Source organism: Bradyrhizobium oligotrophicum (genome assembly GCF_051168495.1).
Classification (GTDB): Bacteria; Pseudomonadota; Alphaproteobacteria; order Rhizobiales; family Xanthobacteraceae; genus Bradyrhizobium; species Bradyrhizobium oligotrophicum_A.
This window is the reverse complement of the sequence record NZ_JBNPVB010000014.1, coordinates 145,720-167,599: the sequence shown is the minus strand read 5'-3', so window position 1 is coordinate 167,599 and position 21,880 is coordinate 145,720. Positions and strand designations below refer to the sequence as shown.

The following is a 21,880-nucleotide window of genomic DNA, read 5'->3' as shown; positions in this document are numbered from 1 at the left end:
TCTCGATCTCAGACCCGGCCGGTGCAGTGGATGTGGCCCTTGCCGCCCCCTGGCGCAAGCAAGGATCAAACCCGCAAGCTGCAATAGCAACAATGACTTAACTAGGGTTCCTGGAGGCGTCGGCGTTCGCTGAGGCGGATCTGCAAGGGGGAGCGAAGACCAGCGCCGGAACACTAGGGCGTTCCGTTCCTTTTTTGGGTTATTCCAGGCACTTGTTTCCGATTTTTCGGGGCAGGACAACCACGGAAATGCATTCCGCCATGCGCCGAGGCGGCGTAGACTGTCGCACGAACGATCATGATGACCCCCGAACCCCTCCCCGACGTCCGGCAGCTGCTCGCCTTCTATCTGGAGGCCGGAGTCGATTGCGCACTCGCGGATGAGCCGATCAACCGCTTGGTCGAACCCGAGCCGATGCCGGCGGCAGCCCCCTCCGTGGCACGCCAGGCGGCGGCGCCGCAGGCGGGCCGGCTGTCGGCGCCGGCGATCATTCCGCCGCGCGGAGAACCGCCGCCGCCTCCGGACGCCGCGATCGCCTCCGCCCGCGAAGCCGCGCGTACTGCGCCGACGCTGGAGGCCCTGCGCGACCTCCTGGAGACGTTCGACGGCTGCGCGCTGAAGCGGACGGCCTCGCGACTGGTGTTCGCCGACGGCAATCCGCAGGCGCGCATCATGCTCGTCGGCGAGGCGCCGGGCCGCGACGAGGACATCGAGGGGCTGCCGTTCGTCGGCCGCTCCGGCAAGCTGCTCGACCGCATGCTGGCCGCGATCGCGCTCGACCGCAGCAAGGTCTACATCGCCAACGTGATCCCGTGGCGGCCGCCGGGCAACCGCACGCCGACGCCGCAGGAGACGCAGATCTGCCTGCCCTTCATCCGCCGCCAGATCGAGCTGGTCGATCCCGACGTGCTGGTGACGCTCGGCAACCCCTCCAGCCAGGCGCTGCTCGGAACAAGCGAAGGCATCATGCGGGCACGTGGCAAATGGCGCGACTACGACACCGGCAAGCGGACGATCCGCGGGATCGCGACCTTCCACCCGGCCTATCTGCTGCGCTCGCCGTCCTATAAGCGGCTGTCGTGGCAGGACCTGCGCGCGATCGCGAAGGTGATCGCGGTCTGAGGTGATTTGCTCTCCGCGTCATTGCGAGCGAAGCAATCCAGAGCGACACGCGTCGCCCCGGATTGCTTCGTCGCTTCGTTCCTCGCTATGACGGCGTATGCGCGAAAGCTACGACCCCTTCGGCCGGACGATGGCCCAGCCGATGCGCAGCAGCGGCTGACGGCCGTTGATCAGCCAGTCGAAGCTGCGCGGCACCTCGGGCACCAGGCCGGGGAACCTCCGGGCCAGCTCCGGCGGCGGCGTGCCGGCCGTGTCGGAGGCACGCCACACCACGATGCCCCCGCTCTCGGCAAATTGGGCCGCGGTGAGCCAGGGCGTCCGCTGCGGTGTGGCATCGAGGAACAGATGCGCGCGGCGGCGGCCGAGCGAGATCAGGCTGGCGAGCTGCGGATCACCCGCAACCGCCTGCAACCGCTGATTGGTGCGGCGTTCGAAGCTCTCGACGAAGAAGCGAGCGATGTTGCGGGCCGGCATCGACGTTGCGACCTCGCGGTCGCCGAACACGGGCATGACCACAGCGTTGCCGGCGACGAGCACGGCGGGGGCTGCAACCGCCACCGCCCAGACCATGCGCAGCAGCCGCTGCCGGCGCAGATAGATCAGGTCGCCGGACGCCACGACCATGGCTAATCCGACCATGGTCAAGCCGACCGCCGTGCCGCCGAACACGGTCGGCAGCCCGAACAGACCGGAGATCAGACTGCCGGCCAGAGCGGGCGCGATCGCGAAGCAATAGACGAAGTCGCGCCCGAGCGGCGGGACCGGCCGGCGATAGATGATCGGGGCGTCGGTCTCGCCGCCGCCGATCCAGCTGGCGTCGAGCAGCACCAGCACCAGCACCACCGAGATCGCCAGCAGCACCCCGCCGGCCAGCGCAAGCCATTGCCAGGCGCGCACCGAGAGCTCGGCGAGCACCGGCAGTGCAGGCAGCCCGACGCTGTCGGAGCGCAGGACGAAGATGAGATAGGGCAGCGCCAGCGCCAACACCACCAGTAGCGCGAACAGCGGATCGAACGAGCGCAGCACGCGGCGGCCCTGCGCGGTCGAGACCACGAAGCCGGCGATCAGCAGTAGCAGGCCGGCGGCGGCCGGCGTCGTGAGCAGCAGCAGGCCGGCCTCGATCGACCAGGCGAACCAGGCGTTGCGCAGGCCCTGGCCGAGAATCTGCCAGCTATGGAGCAGGAGCAGCACCCAGAGCGGGCGCGCCAGCACGTCGGGGCCGAACTCCAGCGTCGGAGCGCCGAAAGCGGTGATGGTCATGGTGAGCAGCACGGCGATCACCGCCTGCTGGCCACCGACGATCGCGCGCGCCAGGAGATAGACGACCCAGAAGGTCAGGGCCGTGCACAGCACGGCCAGAACGTAGACGCCGAACAGATGGTTGCCGGCGAGGCGATAGGCGATGTCCGACAGCCAGAACGACAGCGGCGGCCCGAGGTCGGTGCCGACCTGATATTCCCGTCCGAACGCGATGGCGGTGGCGAGCTGGCCGGGCGGGCTGCGATAGAACAGCACGGCGACGCCGAGCCAGAGCATGGCCTGGCACAACACCACGATGACGACGACCAGCCGCGGCCTTGCGCGGATCAGTTCGACAACCAGGGACGTGAAACGCATGAACGGCTGGATCGCTTGGAACGTCGAGGAGGCCCGCAGGACCGTCCCTCACCCGCAGCAGCCTCGCTGTCCGACACCCGCAATCAATACCGCTTGATCGAGGCGCACAAGACCGCCCCCGCTGCGAGGAGTGACAATTCGTGCTGGCTGGCTGCCTAAAGCTATTAAGACCGCGGCGGCGTCGAGGCAACCGGCATCACAGGCCGAGCGATATTTCGGCCGATGTGACGACGGTGACCTCCGCGAACAGGTCCGGCTCCGGCTGCACGGTCGAAGGCTGATGCTTCCGGCGGGCGGCCACGACCGGCGCGAACAGACTGCGATGGTGCGCCGAAGGTCCGAGCCGGTCGAGCGCCGCGAGATGCTCCGGCACGCCATAGCCCTTGTGCTGCTCGAAGCCGTAACCGGGGCAATCCTGCGCCAGCGCGCACATCAGCCGGTCGCGCGTGACCTTGGCGACGATCGAAGCCGCGGCGATCGACATCACCAGCCCGTCGCCGCCGATCACCGCTTCGCAGCCACAATCGACGTCGATGCGGTCGCGGCCGTCGACGAACACGTGCTTGGGCGCCTCCGGCAGCGCCCTCACGGCACGCGACAGCGCCCATAGCGAGGCGCGCAGGATGTTGTCGCGGTCGATTCGCGCCGGCGAGGCAAAGGCGACCGCAAATGCCGCAGTGTTGCAGATCTTGTCGAACAGAACTTCACGCTGCTCGGCGCTCAGGCGTTTGGAATCGTCGAGGCCCTTCGGGATACGGGCGGGATCGAGAATGACGGCCGCCGCAACCACCGGTCCGGCCAGCGGCCCCCGCCCCGCCTCGTCGCAGCCCGCGACCGGCCAGACGCCCTGCTTGAGCAGCGCGCGCTCGCGGCGAAAACTCGGTGGCGCCACGGCGATGACCCCCTTGCCGGACTTCGCGACTGCATTGGCGCGGCCGATCCCAGCGCCTGCCTTGACGGAACGGCCCGCAGCACCGCCCTTCGTCGCAGTGCCCTTCATCGTCGTGCCATTGGCCGCTTTCGTTCTGCCCGGCTTGTTCGCTCGATCCCGAATCATGGCGGCATGGTGCGAAAGCGGCGCTATCGGCGCAACCCATAACCGCCGGCAATTCCCGCTATTCGCAGCCGTCAATCCGGCAGGCGCAGCCGCCCGTCGTCGCCGACCGCGATCCCCGGAGCAACCACCGCTTCCCAGACATGACCGTCGGGATCGGCAAAGTAGCCCGCATAGCCGCCGTAATCGGTCGGCTGCGCCGCCTTCAGCAGCGTTGCGCCGTTCTCGATCGCCCAGCCCAGTGCGGCGTCGACCTCCGCTTCGCTCCGGCAATTCCAGGCCAGCGTCGTCCCCCGGAAAGCCTGAGGTCGCGGCGCGTCCACCAGCCCCGCCTCATGTCCGAGAGTCTCCCACGGATACAGCGCCAGCACGGTGCCGCCGGTGTCGAAGAACGCCACCTGCTCGCCGGTCGCCCGCATCCTCCGGGCAAAGCCGAGCGCCGTGTAGAAGGCGATGCTCCTGCGCATGTCATCCACGCCCAGCGTCACGACGGTGAACCGCGGCATCACGACTCGGTCCGCCATCTTCCACTCCTTGCAAGGGTGATTGCCAAATCAGAACAGGCTCAGCTGCTGCCCGCCGCCCTTCGGGCGAACGAAATGGTCCGTCGTCAGCTTGGTGCGGCGCTTGTTCAACCCCAGCTTCTCGCAGGCAATCTCGAAGCGGCGGCCGATCATCCAGGCCATCGGTCCGGTGCCCTTCATCCGCGTGCCCCATTGCGAGTCGTAGTCGCGGCCGCCACGCATGTCGCGGATCAGGGTGAAGACGTGGCGATAGCGGTCCGGATAATGCTCGAGCAGCCATTCGCGGAACAGGTCGCGCACCTCCAGCGGCAGCCGCAGAAGAACGTAAGCAGCTTCCTTGACCCCGGCATGCGCAGCGGCATCGAGGATGCGCTCGATCTCGCTGTCATTGAGCGCCGGAATCACCGGCGCCACCATCACCGTGGTCGGAATGCCCGCCTTCGACAGCGCCTGAAGCGCTTCCAGGCGTTTCGACGGCGTCGACGCCCGCGGCTCCATGGTGCGCGCCAGCTTCGGGTCCAGCGTGGTCACGGAGATCGCCACCTTCGCCAGGTTCTTCTTGGCCATCCGCGCCAGAATGTCGGCATCACGCATCACCAGCGCCGACTTCGTGACGATCCCGACGGGATGGCCAACCTTTTCCAGCACCTCGAGGATGCCGCGCATGATCCTTCGCTCGCGCTCGATCGGCTGATACGGATCGGTGTTGGTGCCGATCGCGATCATCCGCGGCTCGTAGCCGCTGGCGGCAAGCTCCTTCTCCAGCAACGCCGGCGCGTCCGGTTTGACGAACAGCTTGGATTCGAAATCGAGGCCCGGCGACAGGCCGAGAAAGGCGTGCGTCGGCCGCGCAAAGCAATAGACGCAGCCATGCTCGCAGCCGCGATACGGATTGATCGAACGGTCGAAGCCGATGTCCGGCGAGTCGTTGCGGGTGATGACCTTGCGCGAGGTGTCGGTCGCGACCGTGGTCTTGAACGGCGGCAGCTCTTCGAGGCTCTGCCAGCCATCATCGAAAACGACGCGGGCCTCAGCCTCGTAACGGCCGCTCGCGTTGGATTGGGCACCCCGGCCGCGGCGCCGGCCCCGTTCGATGGCCACCGCGAGTTCGGGAAAGTCCTTCTCAGGACTGCTTTTTTCAGGACCGCTTGAAGGCGCGCCCGCCGGCTCGGAGGGCACCTTGACCGGCGGGCGCTTGAGGGCATGTGAAGATGCTCGGCTCATGGCCCAGACATAGCACGCACAAAGAACATTACAAGAACAAAATAGAACAAAAGCGTACGAGAACTCTGCGCGAGCGCAAGGCCAGCCATCACATTGCTGTTCTATGCTGCAACAGCGCTGGAACGGGACGGTGCGGCGGTACTCTCATGTACTCTCCTGCGGGCGCGAAGCGGATGGCAAGCGAGGTCCCATGAAGACGATTTCTCCCGAGCAGACTGCCCTGGCCGACGAACTCGACCTGCTCGACCGCTATTGGCGCGCGGCCAACTATCTCTCGGTCGGGCAGATCTACCTGCTGGACAACCCGCTGCTGCGCGCGCCGCTCACGCCGGAGCACATCAAACCGCGCCTGCTCGGCCATTGGGGAACGACGCCCGGGCTGAACTTCATCTACGCTCATCTCAACCGCGCCATTCGGAGCCAGGATCTCAACATGATCTATGTCTGCGGGCCCGGCCATGGCGGCCCGGGCATGGTCGCCAACACCTATCTCGAAGGCTCCTACAGCGAGACCTATCCCGACATCACGCGCGATACCGACGGCCTGCGCAAGCTGTTCCGGCAATTTTCCTTTCCCGGCGGCATCCCGAGCCATGCGGCGCCGGAGACGCCCGGCTCGATCCACGAGGGCGGCGAGCTCGGTTACGCGCTGGTGCACGCCTACGGCGCGGCGTTCGACAATCCCGACCTGATCGTCGCCTGCGTGGTCGGCGACGGCGAAGCCGAGACCGGTCCGCTCGCCGCATCCTGGCATTCGAACAAATTCCTGAACCCGGCGCATGACGGCGCGGTGCTGCCGATCCTGCATCTCAACGGCTACAAGATCGCCAACCCGACCGTGCTCGGGCGGATGAGCGACGCCGAGATCAAGAGCCTGTTCGAGGGCTACGGCTACGAGCCGCTGTTCGTCGAAGGCACCGAGCCGAAGGCGATGCATCGGCAGATGGCCGATGCACTCGACGTCGCGCTCGCCAGCATCCGCTCGATCCAGCAGAACGCGCGTCAGCCGGATGCAACGATCCAACGGCCGCGCTGGCCGATGATCGTGCTGCGCAGCCCCAAGGGCTGGACCGGACCGAAGGAGGTCGACGGCCTCGAGGTCGAAGGCTTCTGGCGCGCGCATCAGGTGCCGATCTCAAATCCGCGCGGCAAGCCCGAGCATCTCGCCCTGCTCGAAGCCTGGATGAAGAGCTACGAACCGGAGACGCTGTTCGACGCGCAGGGCCGGCTGGTGCCGGAGCTGCAGGCGCTGGCGCCGAAGGGGCCGCGGCGCATGGGCGCCAATCCGCATACCAATGGCGGACTGCTCAGGCGCGAGCTCAAACTGCCGGACTATCACGCCTTCGCCGTGAATGTGCCCGTTCCCGGCCAGACCATCGCAGAGGCGACGCGCGAGCTTGGAAAATTCCTGCGCGATGTGATCACGCTGAATGCGGAGACCCGAAACTTCCGCATCATGGGTCCGGACGAGACCGCGTCGAACCGGCTCGACGCGGTGTTCGATGTTACCGAACGCGTCTGGATGGAAGGCATCGAGCCCTACGACGTCCACCTCGCCCGGGATGGCCGCGTCATGGAGGTGCTGAGCGAGCATCTCTGCCAGGGCTGGCTCGAAGGCTATCTGCTCACCGGCCGGCACGGCTTGTTCTCCTGCTACGAGGCCTTCATCCACATCGTTGATTCGATGTTCAACCAGCACGCCAAATGGCTGAAAGTCTCGCGCGAGCTGCCGTGGCGGCGCCCGATCGCGTCGCTGAACTATCTCCTGACCTCGCATGTCTGGCGCCAGGACCATAACGGCTTCAGCCATCAGGACCCGGGCTTCGTCGACTTCGTCGCCAACAAGAAGGCCGACATCGTCCGCATCTACTTCCCGCCGGACGCCAACACCCTGCTGTGGATCGCCGATCATTGCCTGCGCACCTATGACCGCATCAACGTCATCGTCGCCGGCAAGCAGCCGGCGCCGCAATGGCTGTCGATGCAGGACGCCGCGACGCATTGCGACGCCGGCATCGGCATCTGGTCGTGGGCCGGCACCGAGCCGGCCGACGAGGCGCCCGACGTGGTCATGGCGTGCGCCGGCGACGTTCCGACGCTGGAGACGCTCGCGGCCGTCGATCTGCTGCGCAAGGAATTGCCCGGCCTCAAGATCCGCGTCATCAATGTCGTCGACCTCATGACCCTGCAGCCGAAGGAAGAGCATCCGCACGGCTTGAGCGATCGCGCATTCGACAGCCTGTTCACGACCGACAAGCCGGTGATCTTCGCCTATCATGGCTATCCTCACCTGATCCATCGCCTGACCTATAACCGCACCAACCACGCCGGCCTGCATGTGCGCGGCTTCATCGAGGAAGGCACGACGACGACGCCGTTCGACATGGTGGTGCTGAACGAGCTCGACCGCTTTCATCTTGCGATCGAGGCGATCGAACGCGTGCCGGGGCTCGGCGTCTCAGCGGCACATGTGACGCAGAAATTCCGCGACGCGCTGATCGAGCATCGTCGCTACATCCGCGCCCATGGCGAGGACATGCCGGAGATCCGCGACTGGGTCTGGCCCTACGGCAGCGGCGAGCGCCGTGATGTGACGGTTTGATGAATGATCTAACGCAACTACGTCGTCGCGGCGCTGCGGCACATTGACGGCATCGAAACCAGATCGTGCCGTCATGAAATCACAGATCATCAAGGAGCTCGGCCAAGCCGACATCCTGCTGCCGTCGCTGATCGCCGACGGCCTCGCCGCAAACGACCGGGTCAAGGTGCGCATGAGCGCGCTTCAGGCCGCTGCCCAGCATGCTCTGACGCCAGAGCAACGGCCCACCGATCTCTCGACCGAGTGCCGCGCAGCGGGGATCTCTGCGGCCGACCTCGCGAGCCTGATCGCCGGCGCGCATCGCACCGCGACCGGACGCCTCGCCGCTCCCGGCCTCGCCAGGCTCATCGCAGCGATCGAAGATGATACACGCGCGATGATCCGCGCCGTCGACGCCGGACGGCCAGCCGAGGGACAGTCGGCCGAACGGCGGCTGGAGACGATTCGCCAGGCTGGCCGCTGACTGCGGCCGAAGACATCGACGTCGACCACGTCGCGCGCCTGACCGGCGCCCGGGAGGATTTGGACAGCCTCCACCGCCTGGTGATGGACCTGCACAAGGCGATCAACCGCATCGCCGCCGGCTGCGCCGAGGAAACAATCGACGGCGCCCATGCCTTCGGACTCGCGAATGACGACCGTCCCGTCATCTCAGCCTTCATGCGCGGCCTCAACGCGACCCGCGCGCTCAAATTCGACCATCCCGGCCTCGACACGATGGCGACGCGCACGGGCGAGCGCCTGCTGATCCAGAACGACATCGGCACCACCGATGCCCATGTCATGGTGATCGCGGTCAACGGGCTCTCCGTCACGATCACCTACACCGACGTCCATCTGGCGCGCGCGAAGTTCTTCATCCGCCTGTTCGATGGCTTCGCAGCCGCCTGGAGCGGCCTCGATCGCCACACCGGGGCGAACCTCGCCGACGACAACGCGTTCTTTCTGGTCACCGGCCAGTTTCACGGCGACAGCGCGGAGGCGCGCGACCAATTTCTCGCGGCTCTGGGCGCTGCGCTGGTGTTCCTGATCGACTGGAACAAGGCGCGCAAGCTGCTGCGAACCTGGGTTGCCAAGGATGACGCCGTCGGGATTCTGGATTGGGCGGCACGCAGCCGCATCGGCCACCGCGCCTTCCTCGAGCTCGGCGGCAACGAGCTGTTGGGCGCAGCCGTCCGCAATGCGGCCCCCAACCGCATCGGCTTCGGCGAGCGTCTGGATCGCGCCTTGGGCCGCACCGCTGCGATCGAATTTCTCAAGGCGGCGTTGCGCGCCGCGACCGAGGGCCTGCTCGCCGGACGTTCGGTCCGCCTGGTCCGCGACCAGATCGAAGCCGACCTGGTGCGGCACCTCGATCGCGTCGATGGCGGCCTGCTCGCGATCGTGATGCGCCAGCTCGGCCTTGCCCATGACCTCGCCGCGGCGTTGAGCCGCGACCTCACCACGCTGCCGTCCGGACTGCTGGCTGATCGCCAACTGCTGGCCGCTCGCGCAGCCAGAATTGAACAGAAGGCCGATCGCATCGCCATCGAGGCCCGCCAGGAGATCGCCCGGCTCAACGCCGAGCCGCTGATCGCACAGCTGGTCGACCGGGTCGAGGAGACCATCGACGAACTCGAGCAGGCGGCCTTCATTGCATCTCTGGTGCCCGCGGCGATGCCGCCGGCGCTGTCTTTGGCGTTGATCGAGCTTTGCAAGGTGGCGATCGGCGGCATCGAGGCCGCAGCGAGCGGACTGTCGGCCGCGGCCGACATCCCCGAAGGACGACGGGCGGATTCCGACGATGCGCTCGCCGCTTTGCTCAGTCTGATGGACAGCGAGCACGCAGCGGACGCGCACGAGCGGACCATCACCGCTCTGGTGTTCACCAGCGGCTTCGATGTCGCCACCTCGCTGTCGACGCTCGAACTGGCGCGCGCCATCGAGCGCGCGACCGACCGGCTGGCGAGCTTCGGACATCTGCTGCGCCAATACGTCATGATCGATCTCGCAGGCTAGGAAATTGCCATGTCCATCGTTCGCATCTTCGGCAAAGACACCGCACCGTGCCCGGCGGAGACCGTCGGCGCCAAGGCCGCCAATCTGGCACGCATGGCCGCGCTCGGATTGCCCGTGCCGCCGGCCTTTGTGCTTCCCGTCGAGCTCTGCGCCGACATCATCGCCCACCGGGCTGACGCCGAGCAGCGGCTGCGCGATGGCCTGCGCGGCGGCATCCGTTTCCTCGAACAGGCGACCGGCAAGGTGTTCGGCGATCATCGCCGTCCTCTGCTGGTATCGGTCCGCTCCGGTGCGGCGCGCTCGACGCCGGGCATGCTCGACACCGTGCTCAATGTCGGCTGCACGTCGGGTGCGGTGCGCGGACTGATCCGCAGCACCGGACGGCCGCGGCTCGCCTTCGACTGCCGCCGCCGCTTCATCGAGAGCTTTTCCGAAACCGTGCTCGGCTTCGACGCTGCCGCGCTCGCAGCGCAGCGCGATGCGCTGGCGGCGAGCGAAGGCGTCGCCAACGACCGGGAACTGGACAGCGAGGCCATTGCGCGGCTTGCAGCCGACGAGCAGGCCCTCGTCGAGGTTGGACATGACGACTGGCTTGAGGACGCCGAGGCGCAGCTCACGGCCGCAGCCTGCGCCGTCTATCAGTCGTGGAGCAGCGAGCGTGCGCAGACCTACCGCAGGCTGCAGAACCTGGAGCACTTGCGCGGCACCGCGGTCACCGTGCAGGCCATGGTGTTCGGCAATGGCGGGCTCGCATCGGGCGCGGGCGTCGCGTTCTCGCGCGATCCCTCGACCGGCGCGCCGCACCCGATGATCGACCTCGTGCTCGATGCGCAAGGTGAAGACGTCGTGTCCGGCCGCCGCACGCCGGATAGCGCCGAGACCATCGCACGCGCCCTTCCAGGGCTGGCGCATGAACTCGGCGCCGTGCTGCGGCAACTCGAGACGGAGTTCGCCGACGTGCAGGACATCGAGTTCACGGTCGAAGAGCGCCGCTTGTGGATCCTCCAGACCCGCGCCGCCAAGCGCACGCCACGCGCGGCGCTCAGGATCGCAGTCGACCTCGTTCGGGAGGGTCTGATCTCGCCGCAGCAGGCCCTGGAGCGTCTGGCCGACATCGATCTGGACCGGCTGGTCGAGACCTCGCTGGTCGGGGCCGGCGCGCCGGCCGTGACCGGCATCGCCGCCTCCGGCGGCATTGCGGCCGGCCGCGCGGCGTTCGATTCCGACAGCGCGAAGCGGCTGGCGGCGAGCGGCGAGCCCGTCATCCTGATGCGCCCGGACACGTCCACGGCCGATGTTGCGGGCTTCGCGGTCGCATCCGGCATCGTGACGTCGGTTGGTGCACGCACCGCACACGCGGCGCTGGTCGCCCGGCAGCTTGGCAAGCCCTGTGTCGTCGGCTGTGACGGGCTCGCCATTGCGTCCGGCAGCGCGATGCTCGGCGCGACGCCGATCGGAAGCGGCGACTGGGTGACCATCGACGGCGACGGGGGCCATGTCTATCCGGGACGGCTGGAGATCGTGACCGCGCGGCCGGACGCGGAGCTCGCGGAGGTCCGGGCTTGGCGAAGCGGCAAGATACGGCCTGCCACGCGGCTGACCGCCTGACGGCCCCTCGCGCCGGATCGGCCTGCCGCAAAATTCCGCAGCGCAGCGGGCTGATTCGGATATGACAAGGTGATAACAATCCTGCCGGAGGCGCTACGAACAACGATGCCCGGTTCATGCTGAGCGTGATCATCCCGACCACAGGAGTCGAGCAGACCGCCGTGGCCACCTTGTCCGCGCTGGTGCCGGGCGCTGCGGCCGGGGTCGTCAGCGAGGTGCTGCTGATCGACCGCTCCAACGACTCCAGCGTGATCGAGCGGGTCGCCGACGTCGCCGGCTGCCATTTCATGAAATTCGAGGGCTCCCATGCCGCTGCGCTGGCCGCGGGAGCGGCGAAGGCGCGTGCGCCCTGGCTGATGTTTCTGCCCGCGGGCGCCGTGCTCGATGCAGGCTGGATCGACGAGACGATGCAATTCGCCCAGAGCGTCGCGGCCGGCGGCCGGCCGCGCGCCGGCGTGTTTCGCTACGCCCGATCGCCCTACGCCACCGTCAGCCTGCGCGACCGTCTCCGCTCGGTCGCGCGCGCCGTGGCCGGGCCGCTCGGGGATCAGGGCCTCCTGATCGCCCGCGAGCACTACCGGCAGATCGGCGGCTACGAGCCGGACGCCAAACGGGCCGAAACGCGGCTGCTGCGTCAGCTCGGCCGGTCCTCTCGGACCGTGCTGCGCAGCCGGATCGTCATGGTCTAGCGCCGGGCCGATACTTGCTAAAGTCAACCAATTGATTGACAATGGCAAATATTGGAGATTCGACCCATGACGACTTTCCCCTCCGACAGCGAGGTCGCCGCCGTCCGCGCCTTCAACCGCTTCTACACGCGAAAGCTCGGGGCGCTCGACCAGCATCTGCTCGACAGCCCGTTTTCGCTGGCCGAGGCCCGCGTGCTCTACGAACTCGCCCACCGCGACGCGGTGTCGGCCAAGGAGATCGGCCTTTTGCTCGGGATCGACGCCGGCTATCTCAGCCGCATCGTACAGAGCTTCGACGAGAACGGCCTGATCAGCCGCACACCGCTGCCGTCGGATCGAAGGCAGCAGCAGCTCGGCCTCACCGCGAAAGGGCGGCAGGCCTATGCCAGGCTCGATCGCAGCTCTCAGAAGGAAATCGCGGCCATGCTCGCACCGCTGGCGCCGGCCGTCCGCGAGCGACTGGTGGGTGCGATGAGCACCATCGCGACCGCGCTGGAGCCGCGGCAGCCGGACCGCTCGCCGATCCTGCTGCGCAGCCACCGGCCCGGCGACATCGGCTGGATCATCTCACGGCATGGCGCCGTCTATGCCGAGGAATATGGCTGGGACATCTCGTTCGAGGCGCTGGTCGCGGAGATCGGCGCGCAGTTCATCAAGCGCTACGATCCGGCCCGCGAGCATTGCTGGATCGCGGAGCTCGCCGGCGAGCCGGTCGGCTCGATCTTCCTGGTCAAGGGCAGCGACGATGTCGGCAAGCTGCGGCTGCTGCTGGTCGAGAAGAAGGCCCGCGGGCTCGGCGTCGGCCGGGCCCTGACCGAACAATGCATCCGCTTTGCCCGGGAGAAAAACTACAAGACGGTCGAGCTGTGGACGCAGAGTATTCTGACCGCGGCGCGCGACATCTACGCGCGCGCCGGCTTTCGCAAGGTCGCAGAGGAGCCGCACGCCTCGTTTGGCGTCCAGCTCATGGGCGAGACGTGGCGGCTGGATCTGTAGCCCACGCAGGCGCGCACCGATGCCGGTCGCCCAACGCGATGGCAACCGGCCGTAGAGTCGCTCGAGCGCTTCAACACCCTGCACCGGCTGATTGCGGCGTTCCCATTCTTCGGTAGTATCCCGCCGAGACAGAGCGTGGGGTGTCACCAGTGATCAGTTTGGCGAGTCGATCGAAGCTTGCCGCGTGTCTTGCGCTGGCGGGCATGTGCGGGTTTGAAGCAGCGCAAGGCATGGCGGCTCAGGCTGCGCCAAAGGGCCGCGCGACGGTCGCGATCACACGCACGACGGATTTTCTGTATCTCGCGGCGCCTGCCGCGATTGAGATCAATGGCGCCAAGGTGGCGAGCCTTGGCCGCGGCGAGAGCTATGGCGGCCCGCTTGCGCCGGGCCCCACGACGATCACCGTCTCGACATGGTCCTCGCCGGGCTCATCCAACATCCGTTTCACCGCCGTTCCCGGCAAGACCTATCGGATGCTGGTCGGCCCGCGCGGCCAGAATTTTGCAGCCAACATGATGGGCGGCCTGATCGGCGCAGCGATCGAAGGAGGCGGCGCCTTCGAGATCGTTCCAGCCAAGTGAGCCGCGTGAAGCGGCTCGCCAACGTGCTGCGTCAGGCCGTCGCGCCCATCGCCTTGGGCCGGCGCAGATGCTCGTCCAGCCTCGGCATGATCTCGACGAAATTGCAGGGACGGGTGCGGTAGTCGAGCTGGGCGGCAAGGATGCCGTCCCAGGCGTCGCGGCAGGCACCGGGCGATCCCGGCAGGCAGAAGATGTAGGTCGCGCCGGCGACGCCGGCGGTGGCGCGGCTCTGGATCGTCGACGTGCCGATCTTGGCGTGGCTCAGCATGTGGAAGGCGATCGAAAACCCGTCCATGCGTTTCTCGAACAGCGGCTCGATCGCCTCGGGCGTGACGTCGCGGCCGGTGAAACCGGTACCGCCGGTGGTGATCACGACGTCGACGCCCGAATCGGCAATCCACGCCTTCACGACCGCACGAATCTTCTCGACGTCGTCGGTGACGATCTCGCGCGCCGCCAGCCTGTGCCCGGCCGCCGTCAGGCGATCGCTCAGGGTGGTCCCCGACTTGTCGTCGGCGAGCGACCGCGTGTCGGACATCGTCAGCACGGCGATATTGAGGGGGATGAAGTGCTTGCTTTCGTCGATCGCCATCTCAGGATTCCTTACAGTGAATTGGCCGCGAACGTATTGCAGGCCTGCACCGTACCCTGCTGATAGCCGATCATGAACCAGCGCTTGCGCTGCGCGGCCGAGCCGTGGGTGAACGAATCCGGCACGACGCGTCCCGTCGCCTGGCGCTGCAACGTGTCGTCACCGATCGCCGACGCCGTCGTGAGTGCGGCGTCGATGTCGCCATCCTCGAGGAACCCGGGGCGCTTCTTGGCCTCGCGATTGACCCAGACGCCGGACAGGCAGTCGGCTTGCAACTCGACCTTGACCTGCAATGCGTTGGCTTCGGCCTTGCTGCCCGACTGTTGCTGCAGCCGCGTCACGCGAGGCAGGATACCGAGCAGATTCTGGATGTGGTGTCCGGCCTCATGCGCGATGATGTAGGCTGCCGTGAACTTGCAGGCGCTGCCCGAGCATCCCCGGAAGCGCGTCTCGACTTCGCGGAAGAAGCCGGTGTCGAGAAAGATCTGCCGGTCCGGCGGACAGTAGAACGGCCCCATCGCCGACTGCGCCATGCCGCAGCGGCCGCCATTGGTGCTGTTGCGAAACAGTACGATCTTGGGTCCGGTATAATTCTGGCCGCTGGCCTGGAAGATCTCCGTCCAGCGGTCGTCGATCTCGCCGAGGACGCCGGAGATCATGTCGCCCATCTCGTCCTTCGGCGCCCCGGTCTTGCCCGGCGAACGGCGGTCCGCCTGCTGGGTCGGCGCGCCGCCGTGGCCGAGCATCTCCGCGCCGCCGATCAGGATGCGCGGATCGATGCCGAAGGCGTAGCCGATCAGGCCGAGCACGATGATGGTGCCGATGCCGAGCCCGCCGCCGCCGATCGGCAGACCCATACCACCGCCCATCCCGCCGCCTTCGTCGCGACGGTCGTCGATGTCGTCGCTGCGACGGAAATCATCGTAACGCATGGCGGCCTTTTCCTCATGATCCTGCGCGGCTCTGCGCGATATGCCTAACGCGGCAAACAGGTAAAATTTCCACTGTGTTAATCAATAACCCGGCCGGCAAATTTTGCCTAGCGCCGTCCGAGAAACCCGCACGCAGCTTGCAGCGCCGACGGCTGCGCCTGCGCGCAACGGCACGAAAAAGTCCATCGTAATCGTCATCTTGCGCGAACCCCACCGTGCATCGACGATGCGCGATTGACCGGCGTTGCGCGTGATCAATACGTGTGCGGGAATGCGAAAAATTTTCCGGGTTAAGTCCATTTTTACTTTGCCACGTCAATGTGTGGCCAGTCGGTTGTTAGGTCCCGCGTCGCCGACAGCGTCGCCTGAGTCAGAGTTCTTGAGTCATGGTAGAGTCGCGTCGCGGGGCGTCTGCAAAGGCGCCCCGCACTAAATTTCAGCCCCTTGAGCAGCATCAAGTCATCGTCGGCGACTGCGTCGCCGAGATGTCGAAACTGCAGGCCGCATCCGTCGACCTCGTGTTTGCGGATCCGCCGTACAATCTGCAGCTCAAGGGTGAGCTCAAGCGTCCCGACGAATCGCAGGTCGATGCCGTCAATGACGATTGGGACAAGTTCTCCTCGTTCGCCGCCTATGACGACTTCACCCGCGCATGGCTGCTCGCCGCGCGCCGCGCAATGAAGCCGAGCGCGACGATCTGGGTCATCGGCTCCTATCACAACATCTTCCGCGTCGGCGCGATCATGCAGGATCTCGGCTTCTGGATCCTGAACGACATCGTCTGGCGCAAGTCCAACCCGATGCCGAATTTCCGCGGCCGCCGATTCACCAACGCGCACGAGACCATGATCTGGGCCGCGCGCGACGAGAAGGCGAAGGGCTACACGTTCAACTACGAGGCGCTGAAGGCCTCGAACGAGGACGTCCAGGCGCGCTCGGACTGGCTGATACCGCTGTGCACCGGCGAGGAGCGGCTCAAGGACGGCGACGGCAAGAAGATTCATCCGACGCAGAAGCCGGAGGGCCTGCTGGCGCGCGTGCTGCTGTCATCGTCGAAGCCCGGCGATCTCGTGATCGACCCGTTCAACGGCACCGGCACGACGGGCGCAGTGGCGAAACGCCTCGGCCGCCGCTACCTCGGCTTCGAGCGCGACAGGACCTATGCCGACGCGGCCGAGCGCCGCATCGCCGCGGTGGAACCGTTGCCGGAAGCCACGCTCGCGCCGTTCATGACGGCGCGCGAAGCGCCGCGGGTGGCATTTTCCGAGTTGATCGAGCGCGGCATGATCGTGCCCGGCGCCAAGCTCGTCGACTCCAAGCGGCGCTACGGCGCGCTGGTGCGCGCCGATGGCGCCATCATGCTCGGCGACAAGGTCGGCTCGATCCACCGCATCGGCGCGGTCGCCCAGGGACTGCCGGCCTGCAACGGCTGGACGTTCTGGCACGTGGAGACCAAGAGCGGCCTCAGGCTGATCGACGAACTGCGCGCCGAAATCCGCTCCGAGATGAGCGCCGCCTGACGTCAGGACGTCCGGCGGCCCGGCCCGGAATAGCGCGCCAGCAGGTCTTCGACCTCGTACTGCTCGTCGTAGCGAGCGTCGTCGCGCGGCACGACCGAGATCCGCGCCGCGCGCTGCGGCTGAGGACGCGCCGCTCCGGGACGGATGCCGCCCACCGGCGGCAGATGCATCCGATCGAGCTCGGGTTCGGCAGGCCAGCGGGTCACACGGCGCGCCGCGACCGGCTCGATGCGAAGCTGGCGCTTGGCACGGGCGCGGGCGAGCAGGACGCTGGTCGAGAAGCCTGCAACGGCGACCGCTCCAAGAAACGCAAACAGCCGGGTCCGCGCTGCCTCATCGTTCATGCCGCCGACGGACGTCGCTGGAGTCGCCTCGACCACCGCCTGTGAGGTGGCAACGGGAGCGGCGGTCTCAGCCGGCGCAGCATCGCTCGACGCCGCCGCGAGTGTGTAGGATGACGCCCGTGGCGCTGGCGCGGGCTGCGCCTGCAGCGTGCCAGACGAATCAGGCCAACGCGTCGCAACCGCAGAATCGCTCGCGGCAACATCGGCCACCGGCTCAGAAGCCGCAGGCCCCGAGGTCGCCGGACTATGCGTTGCATCCGCCGTTGCGGGGGACGGCGCGGCCACTGGCGCAGCCGCGGTCGGAAACGCGGCGACCGGGGGGAACGTCGCAGAGGACCGAGCAGCAGGGCTCGACGGTGCGACCTTCGTCTCGTCACCAGCCTGCGTGGGCGGTGATTGAATTTCCGCGCGCGCATCGGCCGCCGCCGACGACAGCGTCGCGCGATCCCGATGCGATGCCAATTTTCGTGTGACGAGAGACGCGCCCTGAGCGGCGCGATCGTCCTCGCGGAGATACCAGCACTGTTTCTTCGTCGTCCGGTCGACGCGATAGAACCAATGCTTCCCCGCGGGTGTCTCCTTCGGCTTCGTCAGGCATTCGTCAGCGGCCGATGCCGGTGTAAACTCGATCGTCACCGCAGCCGCTCCCGCCAGCATGGCGGCCGCAACACACGGCAACAAACTCGTCGTTCGATTCGTCATCAGACCTCCGACGATTCAACGCGCCCCCGCTGCGCCGTTTCGGCGATGACTTCGTTCGGAATAAGGCTGCTGAAGTTCCATTTGTCGAAACAATGTTAGAACAGCGGTGTCCTTTGGATGCGTTCTAATTTTTCCGGGCTGTTTTGTCGCAGCAACAGATGGATAAGCGCCGATGTGCTGCTCATCAGCGTATCGTTGCGCTTGCGACAACACGGGGATGTGAATCGAGCTAGTATGAAATTTTGCATGCCAATCACGGCCGACCGCGCGCGCTGCTCGCAATCGGCCGGCGAACATGAAAAGTCGCGCAGTGATTCTTCAACTTGCGTCCTACGCAAAGAATCTCCTCCGCGCAGAGGTTGATGTCGCAGCACGATCGATTCGCGGATGCCGCCGTGTCGGTTGTCGATCAGCGCGATCGACAACAACCGCCCCGACGGTCGCCCGTCTCCTCGAGGTCCGGGCAATGATCGATCTACCGGCTTCAATCGCCCGGTCCGTCGTGCCCGGCAGATTCGGCCTGCTTGATCATCTTCGACAGCGCCTTCTCGACCAGCTCGCGGGTATACGGCTTCTGGATCACCGGCGTGTCGGACAGCTCGGGAGGAATCGGCGCGCGTTCGCCGTAGCCGGTGGCGAAAATGAAGGGGACACCAAGCTCCTTCAACCTGTGTCCCACCGCGAGACTGCTCTCGGCGCCGAGGTTGATGTCGAGCAGCCCGAAGCTCGGCACCGCGCGCTCGATCGACTTCAGCGCCTGGTTGACGGACGCCGCCGTGTCGACGTGCCGCGCGCCGAGTTCGAGCAGGATCACTTCGGCGCCCATCGCGATGATCAGATTGTCCTCGACGATCAGCGCCGTGCCCGAAAGACGCGGCGTCTGCTCATGCTTCGCTTGATGATGCGACGGAGCCCCCGCCATCGCCGGCACCATCTGCACGAAATTGGCGGGAATCACGAAGCGCGCCTGAACGCCGAGCAGATCGAAGCGAATCTCGGCGTCGCCCCGGAGATCGAACGGCACCGAGCGCTCGATGATGGTGGTGCCGAAGCCGCGCCGCGACGGCGGCTGCACCGGCGGCCCGCCGGTTTCCTTCCAGTCGATGACGAGGCTCGCACCGGGATCGAGCCGCCAGATCACCTGGACCTGGCCGGTCGAATCGGCGAGCGCGCCGTATTTCGCCGAGTTGGTCATCATCTCGTGCACGACGAGGGCAAGCGTCGCGAACGCCTTCGGGTCGAGCGCGACATCCGGCCCCTCCATCCGCACCCGCCCTGCCCGCACGCCGAGATAGGCGCCGGCCTCCGACTCGAGCAGCGAGCGCAGCGCCACCGGCGCCCAGTTCAGGTTCGTGATCTGGTCGTGCGCCCGCGCCAGCGCCTGGATGCGGCCGCCGAGCACGGAGGCGAACTCCTCGATCGACGTCGCCGTATCCTTGCTCTGCGCGACCAGGCCGCGCACGAGGCTCAGGATGTTACGGACGCGGTGATTGAGTTCGGCAATCATCAGTTCCTGTCGCTCCTGCGCACCGCGGCGCTCGCGAGCGGCAAGCTCCGCCAGTTGCAGGATGACCTCGAGCAAGGTGACGCGCAGGCTCTCGGCGATGCGCAGGTCGGCCGCGGTCCACGGCTTCGACTGCCCCTCCACGGTCTGCCGCCACAACTCGAAGCTCTTGCGCGGCGTGAGCCGCGGGCCGAGCGGGCCCTCCGAATAGGTCTTGTTGGGATCGCCGGCCCAATTGACCGATCGCAGCACCTCGCGGCGGAAGAAGATCAGGCAGTCACGCGGCGCCCGCGAGATCGGAATCGCCAGAAAGCCGGCGGCGCGGTCGCGGAACGATTCGCCGGCCGCATAGACCTTGGCGATCTCGGCGCTGGCGCAGATGCGTCCCGGCGAGGTGCGGTTGATGAAGCCGATGAGATCGTGGACCTCCTCCTCGGTCGGCGTCTCGCCATCGAGCGTGATCTCCTCGTCCGACCACACGGCGATGCCGTCGCATGCGATCATCTGACGATAGTCGGCGACGAAATCGAGGATGGCGCGCTTGCTGTGGGCCTGCGCGGCCGCGCGCTCGATCAGTCGCTCCTGGACCTGATGCGCGCGCGTCTCGTAGGCGACGTCGGTCTCGCGCTCGCGCGACTCCAGCAGCCAGGAATACATCTGGCCGAACAGCTCGGCCGCGGTGCGCTTCTCGAACGACAGATGATGCGGCGCATAGTGATGGCAGGCGAACAGCCCCCACAGCTTGCCGTCGCGCAGGATCGAGACCGACATCGACGCGGCCACGCCCATGTTGCGCAGGTACTCGATATGAATCGGCGAGACCGAACGCAGCACGCTCATCGACAGATCGAGCAACCCTGCATTGTGCGCCGGCGTCGACGTCAGCGGCGCCGGCACCGCATTGATGTCCGCGATGATGCGCAGCCAGTTGCGCTGATAGAGCTGCCGCGCCTGCCGCGGAATGTCGGACGCCGGATAATGCAGCCCGAGGAATGGCTCCAGGCCGGAACTGGCGACTTCCGCGATCACCTCGCCGGAGCCGTCCGGATGAAAGCGATACACCATGATGCGGTCGAAGCCGGTCAGCAGCTTGAGCTGGCGCGCCGCCTCCTGCGCGAGGTCCAGCGTGCCCGTCGTCTTGCGGATGCGGCCGAGCATCAGGCGCACCAGTTCGCCGGAATTGACGCCGGTCTCGATCAGGCTGGGCTCCGCCTCGACGACGAGATACGCGCCCGAGAAGTGGATGGCGAGATCGAACAGCCGGCCCTCGCCCTGAAGGTCGACGCCGAACACGCGCTCGACGGCGTCCGGGCCGCTCAGATAGTCGACGCGCGCGCGGATCGCCGTGACGGCCTCCTCCGAGAGCACGGCCTCGACCGGCTGCTGCAGCAGCCGATCGATCTCGACCCCGAGATAGCGGGGTGCGTTCTCCGAGGCCATGCAAATGGTGAAGTCCGACACCAGCACCAGCAGGAAGCCGAAAGGCTGGACGCTGCCGGGAACATGGATCGGCTCGCGATCGCAATTGGTGAGATTGACCGGCTCGTTCATGCTGATGCCATCGCCTTCGCAAACACCGCGAACGCGGCGCGCGCACTCGCAATCATCCTGACTTCGTCGTCCGGCGTCAGCGGCTCTCGTGCAAGCTCAGACAGGAAGCTGGGCCACAGACGTTCGCCCGCGCCGTGACGCAGATAACGCGTCGCGCGTCTCACGATCGGGTCTGCCGAGGCGGTCACGACGCGGAGCAGATAGGCCGCCCCGAGCCGCGATCCTTCCAGGACATAGAGCGTTCCGAACACCGAGGGACGATCGAGCGGCTGCCCTCGCAGGTCGATCGGAACGATGGTGCCGCCGAGGTCGGCCAGGTCGGCCCTGATCGCCTCGGCGCGGCGCCGGCGCGCCCAGTCGCCGAGCACCTCGCCAACGCCGGCCTGATCGAGCGCCTGCTCCAGGGGTAACAGGGCTGCGGCGCTGGCCTGCAGAAAGCGGCGATAATGCGCGGTCGTGGTGAGGTCGAATTGGCTGAGCCGCTCGTCCAGCGCATGGTGGGCGGCCTCGGTCGCTGCTTTCAATCTGTACCGCAGGCCTTGGTCGACGCCAGCGTGAAGTCGGTCATCGGAAATGGCAGCCAGCGACATCAAAGGAGCTCGAACGAGGGAGTGATCGGACGCAGGCATGCCGCGACTTAACGCAACGTTGCCAAATGAGCCGAGTTCCCGCTCCACCCCCATTTTTCCGACGCGATGTCGCGGCCATCGCCGGGCGCAC

The 21,880-nt window shown here is 66.9% G+C and carries 19 protein-coding genes; 9 read left to right on the top strand and 10 right to left on the bottom strand.

Annotated elements, in window-relative coordinates:
- Positions 1-300: 300 nt before the first annotated feature.
- Positions 301-1,122 carry a uracil-DNA glycosylase gene (locus ACQR1B_RS24870; RefSeq protein WP_434836615.1) on the top strand — a complete coding sequence of 274 codons (822 nt, stop codon included), beginning with the start codon at positions 301-303 and terminating at the stop codon, positions 1,120-1,122.
- Between the two features lie 108 nt (positions 1,123-1,230).
- On the opposite strand, the gene ACQR1B_RS24865 is transcribed toward ACQR1B_RS24870, so the two are convergent.
- The 4 genes from ACQR1B_RS24865 to ACQR1B_RS24850 all read right to left on the bottom strand — a co-directional run bounded on the left by ACQR1B_RS24865 (position 1,231) and on the right by ACQR1B_RS24850 (position 5,541).
- Complete coding sequence (locus ACQR1B_RS24865; RefSeq protein WP_434836614.1) at positions 1,231-2,739, bottom strand: glycosyltransferase family 39 protein; 1,509 nt, start codon at positions 2,737-2,739, stop codon at positions 1,231-1,233.
- Between the two features lie 196 nt (positions 2,740-2,935).
- The gene (locus ACQR1B_RS24860; RefSeq protein WP_434836613.1) at positions 2,936-3,796 is read right to left on the bottom strand and encodes a ribonuclease HII; all 861 of its coding nucleotides are present in this window, start codon (positions 3,794-3,796) and stop codon (positions 2,936-2,938) included.
- Between the two features lie 71 nt (positions 3,797-3,867).
- Complete coding sequence (locus tag ACQR1B_RS24855; protein ID WP_434836612.1) at positions 3,868-4,317, bottom strand: VOC family protein; 450 nt, start codon at positions 4,315-4,317, stop codon at positions 3,868-3,870.
- 30 nt (positions 4,318-4,347) lie between these two features.
- Positions 4,348-5,541 (bottom strand): PA0069 family radical SAM protein, encoded by a 1,194-nt coding sequence (locus ACQR1B_RS24850; protein ID WP_434836611.1) that lies wholly within the window; start codon positions 5,539-5,541, stop codon positions 4,348-4,350.
- Positions 5,542-5,731: 190 nt separating this feature from the next.
- On the opposite strand from ACQR1B_RS24850, the gene ACQR1B_RS24845 reads away from it, so the two are divergent.
- From ACQR1B_RS24845 to ACQR1B_RS24815, 7 genes are all read left to right on the top strand, one after another.
- Positions 5,732-8,143 carry a phosphoketolase family protein gene (locus tag ACQR1B_RS24845; protein ID WP_434836610.1) on the top strand — a complete coding sequence of 804 codons (2,412 nt, stop codon included), beginning with the start codon at positions 5,732-5,734 and terminating at the stop codon, positions 8,141-8,143.
- Positions 8,144-8,216: 73 nt separating this feature from the next.
- On the top strand, positions 8,217-8,606 hold the full coding sequence (locus ACQR1B_RS24840) for a hypothetical protein (RefSeq protein ID WP_434836609.1): 390 nt from the start codon (positions 8,217-8,219) through the stop codon (positions 8,604-8,606).
- 59 nt (positions 8,607-8,665) lie between these two features.
- The gene (locus tag ACQR1B_RS24835; protein WP_434836608.1) at positions 8,666-10,141 is read left to right on the top strand and encodes a hypothetical protein; all 1,476 of its coding nucleotides are present in this window, start codon (positions 8,666-8,668) and stop codon (positions 10,139-10,141) included.
- A gap of 9 nt (positions 10,142-10,150) precedes the next feature.
- The gene (locus ACQR1B_RS24830; protein WP_434836607.1) at positions 10,151-11,749 is read left to right on the top strand and encodes a PEP/pyruvate-binding domain-containing protein; all 1,599 of its coding nucleotides are present in this window, start codon (positions 10,151-10,153) and stop codon (positions 11,747-11,749) included.
- Between the two features lie 116 nt (positions 11,750-11,865).
- Positions 11,866-12,438, top strand: a complete 573-nt coding sequence (locus tag ACQR1B_RS24825; protein WP_434836606.1) for a glycosyl transferase — start codon at positions 11,866-11,868, stop codon at positions 12,436-12,438.
- Between the two features lie 66 nt (positions 12,439-12,504).
- A complete protein-coding gene (locus tag ACQR1B_RS24820) occupies positions 12,505-13,434 on the top strand; it encodes a bifunctional helix-turn-helix transcriptional regulator/GNAT family N-acetyltransferase (RefSeq protein WP_434836605.1) in 930 nt (309 codons plus the stop codon).
- Between the two features lie 230 nt (positions 13,435-13,664).
- Entirely contained in the window at positions 13,665-14,015 is a 351-nt protein-coding gene (locus ACQR1B_RS24815) for a hypothetical protein (RefSeq protein WP_434836604.1), read from the top strand.
- Positions 14,016-14,046: 31 nt separating this feature from the next.
- Here ACQR1B_RS24815 and moaB read toward each other — a convergent pair whose 3' ends face one another.
- Both moaB and ypfJ read right to left on the bottom strand, forming a co-directional pair.
- On the bottom strand, positions 14,047-14,607 hold the full coding sequence (gene moaB / locus ACQR1B_RS24810) for a molybdenum cofactor biosynthesis protein B (protein ID WP_434836603.1): 561 nt from the start codon (positions 14,605-14,607) through the stop codon (positions 14,047-14,049).
- A gap of 11 nt (positions 14,608-14,618) precedes the next feature.
- Positions 14,619-15,539 (bottom strand): KPN_02809 family neutral zinc metallopeptidase, encoded by a 921-nt coding sequence (gene ypfJ, locus ACQR1B_RS24805; protein ID WP_434836602.1) that lies wholly within the window; start codon positions 15,537-15,539, stop codon positions 14,619-14,621.
- 386 nt (positions 15,540-15,925) lie between these two features.
- On the opposite strand from ypfJ, the gene ACQR1B_RS24800 reads away from it, so the two are divergent.
- The gene (locus ACQR1B_RS24800; protein WP_434836601.1) at positions 15,926-17,059 is read left to right on the top strand and encodes a site-specific DNA-methyltransferase; all 1,134 of its coding nucleotides are present in this window, start codon (positions 15,926-15,928) and stop codon (positions 17,057-17,059) included.
- A gap of 2 nt (positions 17,060-17,061) precedes the next feature.
- Here the strand turns inward: ACQR1B_RS24800 and ACQR1B_RS24795 are convergent, their stop codons facing one another.
- The 4 genes from ACQR1B_RS24795 to ACQR1B_RS24780 all read right to left on the bottom strand — a co-directional run bounded on the left by ACQR1B_RS24795 (position 17,062) and on the right by ACQR1B_RS24780 (position 21,750).
- Positions 17,062-17,403: a hypothetical protein gene (locus ACQR1B_RS24795; RefSeq protein WP_434836600.1), complete on the bottom strand. Its 342-nt coding sequence runs from the start codon at positions 17,401-17,403 to the stop codon at positions 17,062-17,064.
- Positions 17,404-18,200: 797 nt separating this feature from the next.
- Positions 18,201-18,530, bottom strand: coding sequence for a hypothetical protein (locus ACQR1B_RS24790; RefSeq protein WP_434836599.1), 330 nt, complete (start codon positions 18,528-18,530; stop codon positions 18,201-18,203).
- Positions 18,531-18,589: 59 nt separating this feature from the next.
- A complete protein-coding gene (locus ACQR1B_RS24785; RefSeq protein ID WP_434836598.1) occupies positions 18,590-21,160 on the bottom strand; it encodes an HWE histidine kinase domain-containing protein in 2,571 nt (856 codons plus the stop codon).
- The gene (locus ACQR1B_RS24780) at positions 21,157-21,750 is read right to left on the bottom strand and encodes a biliverdin-producing heme oxygenase (protein ID WP_434836664.1); all 594 of its coding nucleotides are present in this window, start codon (positions 21,748-21,750) and stop codon (positions 21,157-21,159) included. The genes ACQR1B_RS24785 and ACQR1B_RS24780 overlap by 4 nt, the downstream gene beginning before the upstream one ends.
- Positions 21,751-21,880: the final 130 nt, after the last annotated feature.